Source organism: Parasphingorhabdus sp. (assembly GCF_041748495.1).
Classification (GTDB): Bacteria; Pseudomonadota; Alphaproteobacteria; order Sphingomonadales; family Sphingomonadaceae; genus Parasphingorhabdus.
This window is the reverse complement of the sequence record NZ_JBGTDD010000094.1, coordinates 17933-34145: the sequence shown is the minus strand read 5'-3', so window position 1 is coordinate 34145 and position 16213 is coordinate 17933. Positions and strand designations below refer to the sequence as shown.

Genomic DNA, 16213 nt, shown 5'->3' with positions numbered 1-16213 from the left:
CAGGATCCGCTGATTCTGCAGGCCGTCGAGGCCCAATATGCCATCGGCGCCGATATGCTGCGCCGCCAGCACCGGGGAAATCAGCCCTTCATAGCTTTTCTGGCCCAGAGTCAGGCGCGGCACATAGACCATGTCGACCATACTGGTGCCGGCGATGCTCATCAATGCCGCCGGTTCCTCGTCTTCAAGCGCCAGTCTGTCGGCGATATTGCGCGCAATCACGGTCCGTTCCGCACCGGTATCGATGACGAAGGCAAAGGGGCCGTGGCCCTCAATGCTGACCGGCACCGTCATCCGTTCGGCACGGTCTTCATCAAGGGTGACAATTTCGCCCTGGGGATTGATCAGGTGTCCCGGCTCGACCGGCTGGCCAAATGGCATAGGAAAGCCCAGCGCCAGAGCGGATGCCAGGACCACGGGCATGCTCGTCAGAAATGCAGACATATATTCTCTCCTGCGGTTTTCCCGCATTGCGGCAGCATAGCCAGGCGCCGGACTATTGCTACAGCAATATCATGGAAGCCTGTCCTGATTCGACCGACGCCCTTCCTAGTCATCCTCGGGAATCAGGAAATAGATCTTCCGGTTGGCAAAATCGATCGCCACCCGGTCAAATGTGCGCAGCGCGTCCATCCCCAGAAACAGCGCCGGCTTCCTGTCCAGTCCCAGCGCCCTGAACGGCGCGATATCGGCAAAGGCGATCGGGATGATGCCAAAGCGGGCGCGGCCGATCAGCAGTTCCTCGGCGATGCCATAATCGGCCTGCACCGAACGGCCGGTGATATCGACCAGGCTGGTCTGCTCCATCGCCGACGATTTCAGCCGCAGACGTCGTTGCAGTGCCCTGTTGCCGATCGACAGTTCCCCGCCGGTGTCAATGATGACGCTGGTTCTGACTCCGGCGATCGTGGCGTTGGTGAAGATCAACTGCCCGGAGCGCCGTCTTGCCGTCACCACGATCTCCCGCAGCGACCGGCTTCTCAGCGGTTCGCTGATATCCTCGACGGAAATATGGCTGGCCAGAAAATCGAACAATATCCGTTGCCCCTGCAGGCTGTCGAGACCGAGCACGCCGTCCGCGCCGATATTGGCCGAGCGGAAGGTCGGCGAGATCAGGCCGTCATAGCTGCGCTTGCCCAGGGTCAGGCTGGGGACAAAGACGGTCTGCACGACGGTGCTGCCGGCCAGCGCGACGATCGTGACTTCATCCTCGATATCGAGCGCCAGCGCACCGGCTATCTCCCTGGACACTATCGTCCGCTGCGAGGCTGTATCGATGATGAACTCATAGGGTCCGGCATCCTCGATGCGGACCGAGACGGTCATCCGCGCCAGCCGGTCCCTTGCGATCGCAATCTGTTCGGCATCGGGCTGCAGGAACCGGTCCGGCAAACTGTCGGCAATATGGGCTTCAACCTCCGGCTCCGCCGGAACGGCCAGCGGCGCCGCGAACAGCAACGCAAAGGCAGGATAGAGCAGGATCGGACAAGCCATTTTGCCATTCTACGCCAAAAAGCCGATAGTGCCTAATGTCCGCACGGAATGCGCTGTCTGCTAGTCCATTTTCATCGCTTCGTTGATCAGCGATTCGGCCTCGACCAGCAGCGCATCATCGGTCGCGCCCTGGGCGACATGCTCGCGCCCGATCATCACCAGCACCGGCACCGCGAGCGGACTGACCCGGTCGAGATCGACATGGACGATCGATTCCGCGGCACGGTCGAGCAGGTCGCCGAGCCGCCCGACATCGGTCATCCGGGCCCGCGCATCCGCCCAGGCCGCCTGCATCAGCAGATGGTCCGGTTCATATTTGCGCAGCACGTCGAAAATCAGATCGGTCGAGAAAGTGACCTGCTTGCCGGTCTTGCGCTTGCCCGGATGCTGCCGTTCGACCAGCCCGCTGATCACCGCCACTTCGCGAAAGGCGCGCTTGAGCAAATGCGATCCCTCGACCCAGTCGAAAAATTCATCCTCCAATATATCGGCGCTGAACAGCGGCGCGGGATCGGTGACCGGCTCGACGCTATAGCAGGCCAGCGCATAATCATTGGCGACAAAGCCGACCGGTTTCAGCCCGCGATCCTCCATCCGCCGGGTCAGCAACATGCCGAGCGACTGGTGGGCGTTCCAGCCTTCAAAGCTGTAGGCGACCATATAATGCAGCTGCTTGTGCGGAAAGGTCTCGACCAGCAACTGCCCCGGTTCGGGCATTACCGAGCGATGGTCCTGCATCTCCAGCCATTCGCGGACATCATCGGGAAACCGCGCCCAGCCGGCGCGGTCGGTCAGAAAGCCGCGCACCCGGTCCGAAAGATGCGTGGTCAGCGGCAGCCTGGCCCCCATATAGCTCGGGATCATAGCGGCCTTTTTCGCGGCTCGGACGATCACGTCGCTGCTGTCCATCTGGATCAGTTCGAGGCTGAGTCCGGCGAAGAAGAAGGTGTCGCCGATTGACAGCATGGCGGCAAAGCCTTCCTCGACCTTGCCCAAGCTGCGGCCGTTCTTGAAGCGCACGGTCATCATCGCCGCGTCGACGATGATCCCGGCGTTGAGCCGGTGCTGGGCGGCAAATTTCGGATGGGTCAGGCTCCAGACGCCGTCGGCATCGCGGCGCAACCGCTTGAACTTGTCATAGGCCTGGAGTGCATAGCCGCCATCACGGGTGAAATTCAGCACCCGCTCGAATTGCTCCTTGCTCAAGGCACTATAGGGCAGGGCCGATTGCACTTCATCGAGCAGCGCGTCTTCCTGGAACGGCGCGGCGCAGGCGCAGCTCATCACATGCTGGGCGAGCACATCCAGCCCGCCGGCGCGAAACGGCTCGCCGTCCCGGCGGCCCTCGTTCACCGCATCCAGAGCCGCCTGGGCCTCGAGATATTCGAAGCGGTTGCCGGGAACCAGCAAAGCCTTCGACGAAACGTCTAGCCGGTGGTTGGCCCTGCCGATCCGCTGCAGCAGGCGCGAGGAGCCTTTCGGTGCGCCCATCTGGATAACGCAGTCGATATCGCCCCAGTCGACCCCGAGATCGAGCGAGGCGGTGCAGACCAAGGCCCGCATCTTCCCTGACGCCATGGCGTTCTCGACCTTCCGCCGCGCCTCCTTCGACAGGCTGCCGTGATGGATGCCGATGGCGAGCGTGTCGTCATTGATGTCCCAAAGTTTCTGGAAGGTCAGCTCGGCGAGAAAGCGGGTGTTGCAGAAGATCAGGGTCATCCGGTTGTTGCGGATCTGCTGCATCACCTGCGGGATCGCATAGGCACCGGCATGGCCGGACCAGGGCACGCGCACCGAATTGCCCTCCGGCGTTTCCGGCAGCATGATCGACAGGTCGGCGGGGGCTCCCTCTTCGCCCAGCACATGGGTGACCGTGTCGATATCGCCATAAGGCGCCAGCCAGGCGCGAAAATCATCCGGCTCGGCCACCGTCGCGGACAGCGCCGCCCGCTGCATCTCCGGCGCGATTTTCTGCAGCCGCGCCAGCGACAGCGCCAGCAGGTCGCCGCGCTTGCCGGTGGCAAAGGCATGGACCTCGTCGATCACGACGCGCCGGAGACCCGCGAACAGGGTGAAGCTGTCCGGCTGGCTGAGCAGCAGGTTGAGTGATTCCGGCGTGGTCAGCAGGATCTGCGGCGGCTTCAGCCGCTGCCGGGCCTTGCGCCCCGCCGGCGTATCACCGCTGCGGGTCTCGATCGTGATCGGCAGACCCATTTCCTCGACCGGCGTCAGCAGATTGCGCTGGACATCGACGGCGAGCGCCTTGAGCGGCGAGATATAGAGCGTGTGGAGGCCGCCTTCGCCCCTTGGTTCACCCTGAGCCTGTCGAAGGGTCGGTTGCGCGCTGCCAGATGCTGCGACAGGCTCAGGGCGAACCGATTTCTCATTCTCCCGCTCGACCAGTTCGACCAGCGTCGGCAGAAACCCGGCCAGCGTCTTGCCTGCGCCGGTGGGTGCCGTCAGCAAGGCATGGTGTCCCGCCCGCGCCGCCGCGAGCATCTGCCATTGATGATCCCGCACCGCCCAGCCGCGCTCGGCGAACCAGTTGGCAAGGATAGGCGGAAGGCCGTTCGTGATCATTGTGCTCCTGCGAAGGCAGGAGCCTATCTCCTGCCATGGCTGCTGGGCGCGATTTCAGGAGATCGAAAACTGCCGTCGCGGGTCCACAAAGGCCGAGCCGATTGGAAAACTCAAGCTATTGTTTCAACTCGGCCATCAGCCCGAACAACTGCACCACATCGGGCGGCGTGCTGTCACCGGCATATTCCCGGTACAGCGTCGAGACATTGACCGCTATCCGCTCGCTGTCGCCCCAGCTGGAAAAATCGCCGAGCCTGATGTCATGCGCGGCGTCGCGCACCGATAGTCCCGCATCGTAGCGCTTGCGCGCCTCCTGATCGATATAGCGCAGATAGTCCTGCACCCGCCGCACGCCGTGCACATCGGTGATCGGGCCATGGCCCGGGACGATGGTTTCGGCCTTGAGATCGATAATGATATCACAGGCTGCGATCCAGTTTGCCACCGGTCCCGCCCACATGATCGGCGTGCCTTCGATGAACAATATGTCACCGGTAAAGACGGTCCGGTCGCCCGGCACGTGGACCAGCACGTCGCCCGCGGTATGGGCCGGACCGACCTCGATCAGATCGACCTTCTTGTCGCCGACTTTCAGGCTGTGGCGGCCGGTAAAGGTTTGGGTCGGGAGCTTTTCCGCAACATCGGTAAAATCAAAGCTGCCGAAAATATCCACAAGATATTGTCCCGCCGGACCCATGGCCCGCGCCTGCGCCATGATCCCGGCGAGCTGGCTGGCGGGCAGTTCGGACATTTCCCGCGCGCTGGCTTCGGAGGCAATCACCTCGGCACGCGCACAGCAGCCATTGCCATGGGTATGGTCGCCATTGGCGTGGGTGTTGACGATGGTGCCGATATCATCGGCGCCGACACCGGCGGCATCTGCCATGACGTCAAGCATCTCGCGGGTCAGGCTTGCATCGAACAAAGTATCGACCAGCAAGGATTGGCCGCCATCGGTGATCAGCCCGGCGTTGGACCAGCCCCAGCCGCCATCGGGCTGGAGATAGGCGTAAAGTCCGAAGCCGGTTTCCACCAGTCCTTTCTCAAAGGGAATTGCCATCCATGTCTCTCCCGTCTTCTGCCCCGCCTTGGGATTCATTGTCGCAGCTTTGCGGTGATTTGAACAGAGCCGACAAACAAGTCGACCGGTTACCACGCCTGATCCTTGCCCGCCCTGAAATATTACCGTATCTGCGGTACAGAACAAGTTCCACGCGGTGGCGATAGCAGACCCAATAAGAGCGACAGACAATGGACAAGCGGATAGTTTCCAGCAGGCGCGTGGAGTGGGGTTTTCTGATCACGCTTCTGGTTGTGATCTCGCTCGCATTCTCTGTCCTGATCGAACCATTTTTCGGTGCGATCGTCTGGGCTGTCGTCGTCGCTGTTCTGTTCCGTCCGGTTTACGAAGGCCTGCTGGGCTATCTGCCCGGCCGAACCAATCTGGTCGCGGGGATCACGCTTGTGCTTATCCTGTTGCTGGTCGTGGTGCCCACGATTCTGCTCGGCATGGCGCTGGCCCAGGAGGCGGCCAGCATCTACCTGCGGATTCAGGACGGCGACATCGATTTTGACGCGGCCTTCGTAGCCTTTGAAAAATCCCTGCCCGGCTGGATGCAGGCTCAGCTGGCCGCATATGGCTATGGCGATCTGGACAGCATCAGGGCTCAGATAGAACAATCCATTTCCGCGATTCTCGAATTTCTGGTCACCCAGCTGCTCAGCGTCGGCCAGGGTGCGTTCCAGTTCATGCTGGGCCTGGGCGTGATGCTCTATCTGACATTTTTCCTGCTGCGCGACGGCCGCGCGCTGACCGACCGGATCGAGGAGATGATTCCGCTGGGAGTAGAAAAACGCCAGATCCTGCTGGACAAATTTCTGGTCGTCATCCGGGCGACAATCAAGGGCAGCCTGATCATCGCGATCATCCAGGGGACGCTGGGCGGCCTGGTATTCTGGGCGCTCGATATCCGCGGCGCGCTGCTGTGGGCGGTGTTAATGGGTATATTCTCGCTGATTCCGGCCATTGGCACCGGGTTTGTCTGGGTACCGGTGGCGGTTTTTCTGCTGGTTACCGGAGATGTCTGGCAGGCTATCGTGCTGATGCTCTGCGGCATATTCGTGATCAGCATGGTCGACAATCTCGTGCGTCCGATCCTCGTCGGACGGGACACGCGCATGCCCGATTATGTGGTGCTGATCTCAACGCTCGGCGGCTTGCAGCTGTTCGGCATCAACGGCATCGTCATCGGTCCGCTGGTGGCCGCGCTGTTTATCGCGATCTGGAGCATTTTTTCCGAAATGCACCGGGAGACCATGACCAGCGGTGAAGCTAGCGAATAGTCGCATAGCGCCGGGCTTCATCCGCCATGGCCATCATCGAGCGGGCATGGCGCAAGGCCACGGCCCGATGATCGTGGCCATAGCCTCCGCCGAGAGCGCTGGCGACGGGAATGCCTCGGTCACGGGCCTGGCGGATCACCATCCGGTCGCGGCGGTCGAGACCTTGATCGCTCAACGACAGCCGTCCGAGACGGTCTTCCGCATGCGGGTCCACTCCGGCCTGATAGAGCAGCATATCCGGCTGGAAACTGTCGAGAATTTCCTTCAAAACTCTATCCAGTATCGAAAGATAGGCTTCATCCCCGACCGCATCGGGCAGCGCGATATCGCGAGTGGAGCATGCCTTGCGGGTCGGGAAATTCCGGTCGTTGTGGATGGACAGGGTAAAGATATTCTCGCGCCCGGCTAATAATATCGCGGTGCCGTCGCCCTGGTGCACGTCGAGATCGACAATCAGAATCCTGCGCGCGTCGCCTTCCGCCAGCAGCCGGTTGGCGGTGACCGCCAGATCGTTGAACACGCAATAGCCGGCGCCGGTGTCGGCCATGGCATGATGACTGCCGCCGGCGCTATTCGCGGCATAGCCATATTCCCGGGCCAGTCGTGCGGCCAGCCAGGTGCCGCCCGATGTATATTGGACGCGGCTGGCGATCTCGGCCGACACCGGAAAGCCGATACGGCGCTCCTTGTGACGGGGGACTGTGGCGCTCAGCACTTGCTCGACATAGTCCGGATCATGCACCGCCTCGAGCCATTGCCGCGGCATCGGCGCAGGCGCATAGACCAGATGTTGCGGCTGATGCTCCCGGATGGCCTCCATCACCAACTGATATTTGTCGAACACGAAGCTGCCGCTTTGCGGGCGCGGAGCGACATAGTCGGAATGGTGGACGATATGGAGCATGGATATCCTAGCCGGGAGTCCACCGATCATAGGTCAGCACGATGGCGATGCAATATCGGACTTGAGGACTGCGCCCTCTCACGCCCCGCGTATCAGCTGCCCCGGTCGCGCACCGGTGGACTGGTCAAACCGCCGGATGATCTCCCCCGACACGATCGTGGCATCATAGCCGGTCGCCCGCTGGTGCAGTCTTTGCCCCCCTGCCGGTAGGTCGCGGACGATTTCGGGCAGGTGCAATTCCAGCCGGTCCATGTCGATGACATTGATGTCGGCCTTGGCACCGGGCTTGAGCAGTCCGCGATTGGTCAGGCCAACCGCACAGGCCGCCTTGTGCGACAGCATATGGACCGCTTCAGACAGGTCAAACCGGAAGCCATTCGCCTTTTGCACATATTGCTTGAGCAGATAGGTCGAGTAGCTGGCGTCGCATATCGCACCATAATGCGCGCCGCCGTCACCGAGGCCGGGGATGCAATGCGGATGGCTGAGCATTTCATGGGCGCTGGCTAGCGTGCCATTTTCATAATTGCCGAGCGCCGCGAGAAACAGGCCCCTGCCCTTGGTTTCGAGCAACCGGTCATAGGCAATTTCCTGCGGCGTGCAGCCTTTGGCCGCTGCCTGTCCAGCCATGCTGCTTTCTTTCGGCGGCGCATAATCCGGCGGATCATCAAGCGGGAACAGCCAGTTCCAGTCGCGGGCGAGCGCGTTGAACGGATGGCCGGGCTCGAATTCCTCGCTCAGCAGTGCCTCGCGCAATCCCGTGTCGCGCATCGCGGCGACCTGCTGTTCTACGGACAGGTCGGCGATTTTTGCCCAGCTGGGGCAGAGAATGAACGGGTGTACCGTCAGTTCCAGACCGGCGATCAGTCCGATCGGACGCGGCATGATCTGTGCGGTGGCCTTGCCGCCGCCGGCGTTGGTCCGGTCGATCATCTCCAGCACCCGGCGCCAGCGCGGCGGCCCGTCATTGGCCGAGGCGAGCGTGAAAGTCGCCGGACGGCCGGAACTTTCCACCACCCGTTCAATCACCTTATATTCCTTGTCCCAGCCGACAAAGGCATCGAGCACGACCTGGAAAGTACCGGTGCCGGCATCCGCCATGCCGCCGCAAATCGCTTCCAGCTCAGCGATGTCCGCCTCGAATGTCGGGATGCTGCCGCCGTCTGCGGTCTTGTGAATCGACAGCCGTGAGGTGGCAAAGCCAAGCGCGCCCGCTTCCATCGCTTCGCGGCACAGCTTGCGCATCAGCGCCAGATCATCGTCATTGGCCGGTTCGCGAGAAGCGCCTCGCGCGCCCATGGCATAAACGCGCAGCGGCGAGTGCGGCAGATAGGCGGCAATATCGATATCACGCTTTCCCCTGGCGACGACGTCGAGATATTCCGGAAAACTCTCCCAGTTCCAAGGCAGGCCATCGGCCATCACTACGCCGGGAATATCCTCCACGCCTTCCATCACATTGATCAGCATAGCATGATCGGCTTCGCGGCAGGGCGCAAAGCCGACGCCGCAATTGCCCATGATTGCCGTCGTGACGCCATGCGACGAGGATGGACTGAGCTCTTCGGCCCAGATGCACTGGCCGTCATAATGGGTGTGGACATCGACAAAGCCGGGGGTGACGATCTTGCCGGCAGCATCGATTTCTTCGCGGCCCCTGTCGGAGATCTGGCCGATAGCGGCGATTGTGCCGCCGCTGATCGCAATATCCCCATCGATCAGGTCGCCACCGCTGCCATCGGCAATGGTCCCACCGCGGATCACAAGGTCATAGTCACTCATATTGCATTGCCTCTCAAGCTTTGATCCAGTGAACGATGCTGCCGATCAGGGATCCTAGCACAAAAATATAGATTGGCGGCATGCTCGCATAGAGCCAGCGCAAACGTTTCTCCGGGGCCTTGTGGTAACCCAGCGCATAGCCGACCCGCATGAACGGCCAGATCAGACCGATAGCCGCTGCCCAATAGGGGCTGACGACATAAGCGAACAGCCACAGGCCGGGCAGGAACAGGACCAGATGCTCCAGCGTATTCTGATGCGCGCGGACATAGCGTTCATATTCGGGAGGGCCGCTGTGCGATGGCACCGCAATCTTGAACCGGCCGCGGGCCAGCCCGGCCATCAGCAGGGTGAAATAATAAGCGAGCAAGGCAAGCGCGCTGACAAAGGTGACGTATATATAGGGGTCCATGGGTGCGCGGTTCCTCTCTCGGGCCCCAATCATAGGCGGCTCAAACAGGATAACCATACTGCAAATGGATAAGATCGATCAGGAAGAAGAGGAATCCCGTCGTTGCTCGCAATTCCTCCGGACGAGCGGTTAGTGCCCCGCCTGCTCTCCGCGCTCCAGACCGGACAGGGCCAGCTGCTCGTCGATCTGCGCCATCAGCCGGTCGAGGCCATCCGCTGATTTCGCTTCCGCCCGGGCGACCAGAACGTCCTGGGTGTTGCTCGCCCGCAGCAGCCACCAGCCGTCTTCGGTATTGACCCGTGCGCCATCGGTATTGTTCACTTCCGCACCGCTGGCCGACAGGCGCTCCAGCACTTCGTCGATCACCGCGAACTTGCGGCTCTCGTCGACCTGAAAGCGCATTTCCGGCGTGTTGATCATTTCCACCATATCGCTGCGCAACTGGGTCACGCTCTTGCCGATATTGGTGGCCGCCTGGATCAGCCGGATCGCGGCATAAGGGGCGTCGTCATAGCCATAATAATCATGCTTGAAGAATATATGGCCGCTCATTTCGCCGGCCAGCGGCGATCCGGTTTCCTTCATCTTCGACTTGATCAAACTGTGGCCGGTTTTCCACATCAGCGGCTGGCCGCCGAGTTCGGCGATCCGGTCGTACAGCGCCTGCGATGCCTTGACGTCGGCGATGATCGTCGCGCCGGGCTCGCTTTTCAGCACATCCTCGGCATAGATTTGCAGCAGCTGGTCACCCCAGATCACCCGGCCTTCGCCGTCAATCGCACCAATTCTGTCGCCATCGCCGTCAAAAGCCACGCCAAAATCGAGTTTCTTCTCCGCCACCAGCGCCTTCAGGTCGGCGAGATTCTTTTCCTCGGTGGGGTCGGGATGATGATTGGGGAAGCTGCCGTCGACATCGGCGTAGAGCAGATGATGTTCTCCCGCCCCGCGCTCGGTCAGCAGATGGGTCAGCTTTTCGATCACCGGTCCCGCAGCCCCATTGCCGCAGTCCCAGCCGACCTTATAGTAACCGCCGGTGAAATTCTTCAGCAGGCGCTCGACATATTCGTCGATGATATCATGGTCTTGTGATGTCCCCGTGCCCGTATCCCAGTCGCCATTCGCGGCCATGTCGCCGAGCTTCAATATGTCCGCGCCGAAAAACGGGCGGCCCTGGAACACCATCTTGAAGCCGTTATAATTGGCCGGGTTGTGGCTGCCGGTGATCATGATGCCGCCCTGCACCTGATTCAGCACGGATTCGGCATAATAAAGCATCGGAGTGGGGCCCATTCCGACCGAAATGGCATTGATTCCGGCATCATTGAGCCCCCGGATCAATGCCGCTTCCAGCATCGGGGAACTGTCTCGGCCGTCAAATCCTGTGGCAACCGTATCGCCGCCATCACGCGCGATCAGCGTCCCGAAACCCCGGCCAATGGCATAGGCATCGTCCTCACCCAGCGTTTCGCCGATAATGCCGCGAATGTCATATTCCCGCAATGAGGTAGAATGGAATTGATGCGATGCTGGACCGTTCATGTCTGGAACCTTGGCTGGTGGGATTTGCCGTCGTGTTTAGAAGGCAAGTGCTGGAAAATCCAGTGTTACTGTGGAAGTAAGACAGCAATATTACCGCCGCTTGGATGCTTCCAGTTCTTCCAGCAATATGTCACGGGCCCGGTTGATCATCTTCGCCAGTTGCTCATCCCCGCCATTGTCGGGATGATGCTCGGCCAGCCGTTGTTTCCAGGCCGCGTTGATTTCGATAAAGCCGGCATCATCGCTGACCCCGAGCAGGGACCGTGCGCGATCGAGTTCGAAACTGCGCGGCCTGCGTTTCGGTTCCTCGAAATCACGCGCCGGAATCAATATCCGCCAGCCGCTCAGAAAGGCCGCGCCCGCGAGCATGGCGCCCCCCATGATCCAGCTACCGCCGCGCAGGAAATTGGCGCCGACCAAGGCAATCACCAGCGCCAGCCACTGGTTGGGGGTCATATTCTTGGCTTTGCCCGAAAATACCAGCCAGGCCAGAATCGCACCGCCGAAAATGAGCAGGGCTGTCATCCTTCAGGCGACCAACTTGGGCTTAGCCAGGGCGGGCTCGCTGCCGCCGGACGTGCTTTGGGATGCTTGCGGCAGCGCCAGATGCTTGATCAGTTCGCGCAATTCCTGCCGCGCCGCCAAATGGCTCGTTGCGAGACGACCGAGATGCTGCTTGTCGAGCATTGTCATGCCTGAAGGGAATAGCTCGCGGTATATGACCCGCTCGCTCAGCCCTGGAATGATGCGAAATCCGACGCGTTGCGACAATTCGCCCAGCGCGGCCACAATCCGTTTCATATTATGCGCTTCGACATATTGGGTCCGGTTTCTCAATACGACCCAGTCGATGGTTTTGCCATCCGCCTTGGCTCGCGCCTTGCGGGCATCCCAGATCAGTTCAGCGTAAAAGCTCAGTTTGTTGACCTTGTAGGTTTCCGGATCCACCTGACCGATCAGATCGAAATCGACAAAGCTGTCATTGATCGGGGTGACCAGACTGTTCGCTCTGGTGGCCACGAAACGGGCAAATTTGTCGTCGCGACCCGGTGTATCAAAGAGCAGAAAATCCATTCCCTGTCCCATCCGGTCGATCAACTGTTCGAGCCGCGCAAGGTCATCATCTTCGAACACAGCATAATGCGGCTGGGGTATCTCAATGTTCACCCGCTTCATCGTCGCATCGCGGTTTTCCAGATAGCGATAGGACGTGCGCTGGCGCGGGTCGAGATCAATGATTGCGACCTTGTGCCCCTGATAGGCGAGTGCCACTGCCACGTGGACCGCGGTGGTCGACTTGCCGGTCCCGCCTTTTTCGTTGGCGAAGACAATATGATGCGCATTATTGGTCACGGTTTGAGCAATATCCCTGTTGTTGGCCCTTGCGAAGGACGACCCTCCGTCCCATAGCTTAGACGAGGCTTACCGCAAAATCTAAACGCAAAGAGTGATGCATGCAAATTGTTCGACAGCTTGGCCCGCTGCGGGAAGCTCTGGCGGCGTTTCGCCAGGCCGGTTCCACCATCGGCCTGGTTCCGACGATGGGCGCGCTGCACGCCGGACATATCCGGCTGATCGAAGCGGCGAAAGGCCAATGTGATGCGGTGGTGGCCTCGATCTTTGTCAATCCGGCCCAATTTGGGGTGGGAGAGGATCTCGATGCCTATCCGCGTCAGGAAACCGCCGATGCCACCCTTCTCGATGCAGCGGGGGTGGCATTGTTGTGGGCGCCAGCGGTCGATCAGATCTATCCGCCCGGCTATGCCACCAATGTCAGCGTGCGCGGGGTCAGTGAGGGGCTCTGCGGCGGCGCGCGGCCAGGCCATTTCGACGGGGTTGCGACGGTGGTGGCGAAATTGTTCAATCAGGTTCGCCCCGATGCCGCTTTTTTCGGCGAAAAGGATTTCCAGCAGTTGGCGGTGATCCGGCGGATGGCGCGCGATCTTGATTTCACCCATGACATTGTCGGCGTCCCGACGGTTCGTGATCCCGATGGGCTTGCTCTGTCCTCGCGCAATGCCTATCTGACCCCGGAGCAAAGGGCCAGCGCCGTGGCGCTCCCCGAAGCGATGCAGGAAGCGGCCGAGGCGATCGCAGCGGGTGGCAATATTGTGTCGATTTTGACCGAAGCCAGGGCGCGGTTACTTGCCGCTGGCTTTCACAAAATTGACTATCTCGAACTGCGCGATGCCGAGACGCTGGCGTTTCAGAATGTTTTTACACGGCCCGCCCGTCTTTTTGCTGCCGCCCATATCGGCAAAACCCGATTGATCGACAATATCCCCGTTTCCTGAGGCCGCAAAGCCTGGCCGTTAACCAAAAATGCAGATAAAAATGCCTGATTTAACGGGCTTTGAATGCCACGAGTGCGATTTCGTGCGATTCGCGTTAACCATTTCTTTAGGACATTGCGTTGAAAGTCGTCCTGTCGCGGCAAATAGCGGCAACAGAAACAGGGACTGACAATATGGGCAACAGCATGAAAAGCGCCGCCTTCCTAATCGAAAGCCATCTCGCCGATGCGTCGCAAGGCAGCAGCAATGCATATTATGATCTGGGGGTGATCTATTCGACCGGATCGGATGGCGTCGCGGTCGATTTGATCGAAGCGCACAAATGGTTCAATCTGGCGGCCTTGTCCGGCCATGACGATAGCAAGATCTGCCGGGCGGAAATTTCGCTGGATATGACGGCTCGCGAGATTGCCGAAGCCCAGCGCGAAGCGCGCAGCTGGTTGCAGGAAAATATCCGCCGCGCGGCATAGCCTAAACCGATTTTTTAAATGGCCCCATCTCGGCCAGAAATTCTATGTCGGCGGTGACCGCTTGTCGCTCGCGTTTCAGATAGTCGGCGATTGCCGAGCGAAATCCCGGATCGACAATATAATGCGCTGACCAGGTCGGCACCGGTTGATAGCCCCGCGCCAGCTTGTGGCTCCCCTGCGCTCCGGCCTCGACAGTCTTGAGCCCGCGCGCAATCGCGGCGTCAATCGCCTGATAATAGCAAATCTCGAAATGCAGAAACGGGATATTGCGGGTGCAGCCCCAATAGCGGCCGTAGAGCGTGTCTGCGCCGATCACATTGAGCGCGCCAGCAACCGGAATGCCGTCCTGCATGGCGAAGATCAGCAGCAATTTTTCCGCCATTTTCTGCTGCAACAGAGCAAAGGCGCTGCGCGTCAGATAGGGCTGGCCCCATTTGCGCATGCCGGTATCCTGATAAAATTCCCAGAAATAGTCCCAATGCCGGGGTTGAATTTCATCGCCCGACAGATGAACAATCTCAACCGCTTCCTGTGCCTTGGCCCGTTCCCGACGGATTGCCTTGCGTTTCCGGGACGACAGGGCGGCAAGAAAATCATCAAAGCTGTCATAATCGTCATTGCGCCAGTGAAACTGGCTATCAGTCCGGATCAGCCAGCCAGCTTCGCGAAAATGCGGGAGCTGGTCTTCGCTGACAAAGGTCGCGTGGACCGATGAAATGCCGTTATTTTCCGCCAGTTGCTCAGCCGCTCGCAACAGCGGCACCGCCAGGGATTGATCGCGCATCAGCAGGCGGGGCCCGGGCACGGGAGAAAAGGGTGCGGCGATCTGGATCTTGGGATAATATTGGCCGCCGGCATTTTCAAACGCATGCGCCCATTGCTGATCGAAAATATACTCGCCCTGGCTGTGCGACTTGAGATAGCTGGGCAGGCAGGCGGCGATTTTCCCGTCTCGATCCTCGATAATGATCGGCAGCGATTTCCAGCCGGTACCCGGCCCGACGCTGCCCGATTCCTCCATCGCTGACAGAAAAGCGTGGCAGACAAATGGATTGGTCGAACCGGCGCATGCATCCCACTGGTCCGCTGACAGGCCAGCGATATCATCGGCTACGCGGGCGAATATTTCGGCTGGAGCAGAGGGAGAATCAGGCATTGCGATTCATTTTATCATTTCTGCGGTATCTCATAAACAGGCTCGTCCGCATATCGGAACGCGGTTTGCTCCTGTTCGGTTGAACGGACTGTCCAGGTGACAACCGGCAGCCCGCGCGCGCGTTGCGCGGCAGCGAACCGGGAGGGCAGGTCGCGAATATCATAGGCCAGAAAATCTGGTTGCGCCGTCCAAAGATTGCGGTGGCGGGCAATCCGACCACGCCAGTTCTTGCTGTCCTCTTCCGTCACCACCAGTCCGCGGACGATATGTTGGGCGTTGCTGCGAAACCAGGCACCGACCAGGGGATTGAAAGACATGATCGCCGCTTGGCCGCCATAGCCTTCCAGAGCTCTGCGCACCGAAAGGCACAGCGGGCCAATCCGCATGTTGCGCGATTTGATTTCGATCAGGATCGGTACCCGTCCGGCCACCTGGGCCAGCGTTTCGCGCAAGCGCGGAATCTTGCCATGACCGCCATTCAGCTGGATCCGGTCAATATCATCCGCCCGCAGCGTTCCGATCGGACCGTTATGATCCGTCAACCGGTCAAGTTCATAATCGTGAAAGACAAAGGCGCGGCCATCTTCCGCTGCCTGGACATCGCATTCAATCCCGTGACCCAGCTTGATCGCAGCCTCGAAGGCGGCGGGACTGTTTTCCAGCAGGCCATTGCCATGCAGGCCGCGATGCGCATAAGGCTGGCCTTTCAGAAACGCCACTCTGCCAGGCAGGGGAGCCGGCGCGAGCAGATTGTCGAGTAAAGTTGTGATCACTCGGGTTTCAGGGCAATGATGGCATCAACCTCAACAGCAACGCCAAGCGGCAGCGATGCCACGCCGACCGCGCTGCGGGCGTGCTGGCCGGCTGCGCCGAAAATCACTTCCATCATGTCAGAGCAGCCATTGGCGACCTTGGGATGGTCGGTATAGTCAGCGGTGCTGTTGACGAAAACGCCGAGTTTGACAATGCGGTCGACCCGGTCGAGCGATCCGGCCGCTTTCTTGATCTGCGCCGCGATCATCAGCGCGCAGGCCTTGGCGGCCTGTTGGCCTTCTGCCAGCGACATGTTGTCACCCAGCCGGCCGGTGATCAACTGGCCGCCCTCCATCGACACCTGGCCGCTGATATGGAGCAGTCCGTTCATTTCAACGGCAGGGACATAAGAGGCAACGGGAGCAGCGGGCGTAGGCAATTCAATGCCCTTGGCTTTCAGGGCTTTTTCAATATGGTTGGTCATCG

16 protein-coding genes are annotated in these 16213 nt (G+C 60.3%); 3 read left to right on the top strand and 13 right to left on the bottom strand.

The features are described from left to right. The 4 genes from ACEW8J_RS08000 to ACEW8J_RS07985 form a co-directional block, all read right to left on the bottom strand. On the bottom strand, positions 1–444 hold a 444-nt coding region (locus ACEW8J_RS08000), incomplete at its 3' end, for a retropepsin-like aspartic protease (RefSeq protein WP_373491113.1). Positions 445–549: 105 nt separating this feature from the next. Continuing rightward, a complete protein-coding gene (locus tag ACEW8J_RS07995) occupies positions 550–1494 on the bottom strand; it encodes a retroviral-like aspartic protease family protein (protein WP_373491112.1) in 945 nt (314 codons plus the stop codon). A gap of 60 nt (positions 1495–1554) precedes the next feature. Next, positions 1555–4074 (bottom strand): ligase-associated DNA damage response DEXH box helicase, encoded by a 2520-nt coding sequence (locus ACEW8J_RS07990; RefSeq protein WP_373491111.1) that lies wholly within the window; start codon positions 4072–4074, stop codon positions 1555–1557. A gap of 115 nt (positions 4075–4189) precedes the next feature. Then, positions 4190–5134, bottom strand: coding sequence for an MBL fold metallo-hydrolase (locus tag ACEW8J_RS07985; RefSeq protein ID WP_373491110.1), 945 nt, complete (start codon positions 5132–5134; stop codon positions 4190–4192). Between the two features lie 191 nt (positions 5135–5325). On the opposite strand from ACEW8J_RS07985, the gene ACEW8J_RS07980 reads away from it, so the two are divergent. Further along, complete coding sequence (locus ACEW8J_RS07980) at positions 5326–6417, top strand: AI-2E family transporter (RefSeq protein ID WP_373491109.1); 1092 nt, start codon at positions 5326–5328, stop codon at positions 6415–6417. On the opposite strand, the gene ACEW8J_RS07975 is transcribed toward ACEW8J_RS07980, so the two are convergent. The 6 genes from ACEW8J_RS07975 to ACEW8J_RS07950 all read right to left on the bottom strand — a co-directional run bounded on the left by ACEW8J_RS07975 (position 6407) and on the right by ACEW8J_RS07950 (position 12407). Next, entirely contained in the window at positions 6407–7321 is a 915-nt protein-coding gene (locus ACEW8J_RS07975) for a histone deacetylase (RefSeq protein WP_373491108.1), read from the bottom strand. The genes ACEW8J_RS07980 and ACEW8J_RS07975 overlap by 11 nt on opposite strands. A gap of 78 nt (positions 7322–7399) precedes the next feature. Further along, positions 7400–9103 carry an amidohydrolase family protein gene (locus ACEW8J_RS07970; protein ID WP_373491107.1) on the bottom strand — a complete coding sequence of 568 codons (1704 nt, stop codon included), beginning with the start codon at positions 9101–9103 and terminating at the stop codon, positions 7400–7402. A gap of 13 nt (positions 9104–9116) precedes the next feature. Next, on the bottom strand, positions 9117–9515 hold the full coding sequence (locus ACEW8J_RS07965) for an MAPEG family protein (RefSeq protein ID WP_373491106.1): 399 nt from the start codon (positions 9513–9515) through the stop codon (positions 9117–9119). A 129-nt stretch (positions 9516–9644) separates the two neighbouring features. Beyond that, positions 9645–11054, bottom strand: a complete 1410-nt coding sequence (gene pgmG / locus ACEW8J_RS07960; protein ID WP_373491105.1) for a phosphoglucomutase/phosphomannomutase PgmG — start codon at positions 11052–11054, stop codon at positions 9645–9647. Positions 11055–11144: 90 nt separating this feature from the next. Continuing rightward, positions 11145–11579: a J domain-containing protein gene (locus ACEW8J_RS07955; RefSeq protein WP_373491104.1), complete on the bottom strand. Its 435-nt coding sequence runs from the start codon at positions 11577–11579 to the stop codon at positions 11145–11147. A 3-nt stretch (positions 11580–11582) separates the two neighbouring features. After that, the gene (locus ACEW8J_RS07950; protein ID WP_373491103.1) at positions 11583–12407 is read right to left on the bottom strand and encodes a division plane positioning ATPase MipZ; all 825 of its coding nucleotides are present in this window, start codon (positions 12405–12407) and stop codon (positions 11583–11585) included. 101 nt (positions 12408–12508) lie between these two features. On the opposite strand from ACEW8J_RS07950, the gene panC reads away from it, so the two are divergent. Together panC and ACEW8J_RS07940 are read left to right on the top strand one after the other, a co-directional pair. Continuing rightward, positions 12509–13348 carry a pantoate--beta-alanine ligase gene (panC, locus tag ACEW8J_RS07945; RefSeq protein ID WP_373491102.1) on the top strand — a complete coding sequence of 280 codons (840 nt, stop codon included), beginning with the start codon at positions 12509–12511 and terminating at the stop codon, positions 13346–13348. 173 nt (positions 13349–13521) lie between these two features. Beyond that, positions 13522–13818: a hypothetical protein gene (locus ACEW8J_RS07940; protein ID WP_373491101.1), complete on the top strand. Its 297-nt coding sequence runs from the start codon at positions 13522–13524 to the stop codon at positions 13816–13818. A gap of 1 nt (position 13819) precedes the next feature. Here ACEW8J_RS07940 and ACEW8J_RS07935 read toward each other — a convergent pair whose 3' ends face one another. The 3 genes from ACEW8J_RS07935 to ACEW8J_RS07925 are packed head-to-tail and all read right to left on the bottom strand — an operon-like array spanning position 13820 to position 16211. Next, positions 13820–14974, bottom strand: coding sequence for a GNAT family N-acetyltransferase (locus ACEW8J_RS07935; protein WP_373491100.1), 1155 nt, complete (start codon positions 14972–14974; stop codon positions 13820–13822). A gap of 14 nt (positions 14975–14988) precedes the next feature. Further along, on the bottom strand, positions 14989–15747 hold the full coding sequence (locus ACEW8J_RS07930) for a glycerophosphodiester phosphodiesterase family protein (protein ID WP_373491099.1): 759 nt from the start codon (positions 15745–15747) through the stop codon (positions 14989–14991). Further along, the gene (locus ACEW8J_RS07925) at positions 15744–16211 is read right to left on the bottom strand and encodes a RidA family protein (protein ID WP_373491098.1); all 468 of its coding nucleotides are present in this window, start codon (positions 16209–16211) and stop codon (positions 15744–15746) included. Before ACEW8J_RS07925 ends, ACEW8J_RS07930 begins: the two co-directional genes overlap by 4 nt. Between the last annotated feature and the right edge of the window lie 2 nt (positions 16212–16213).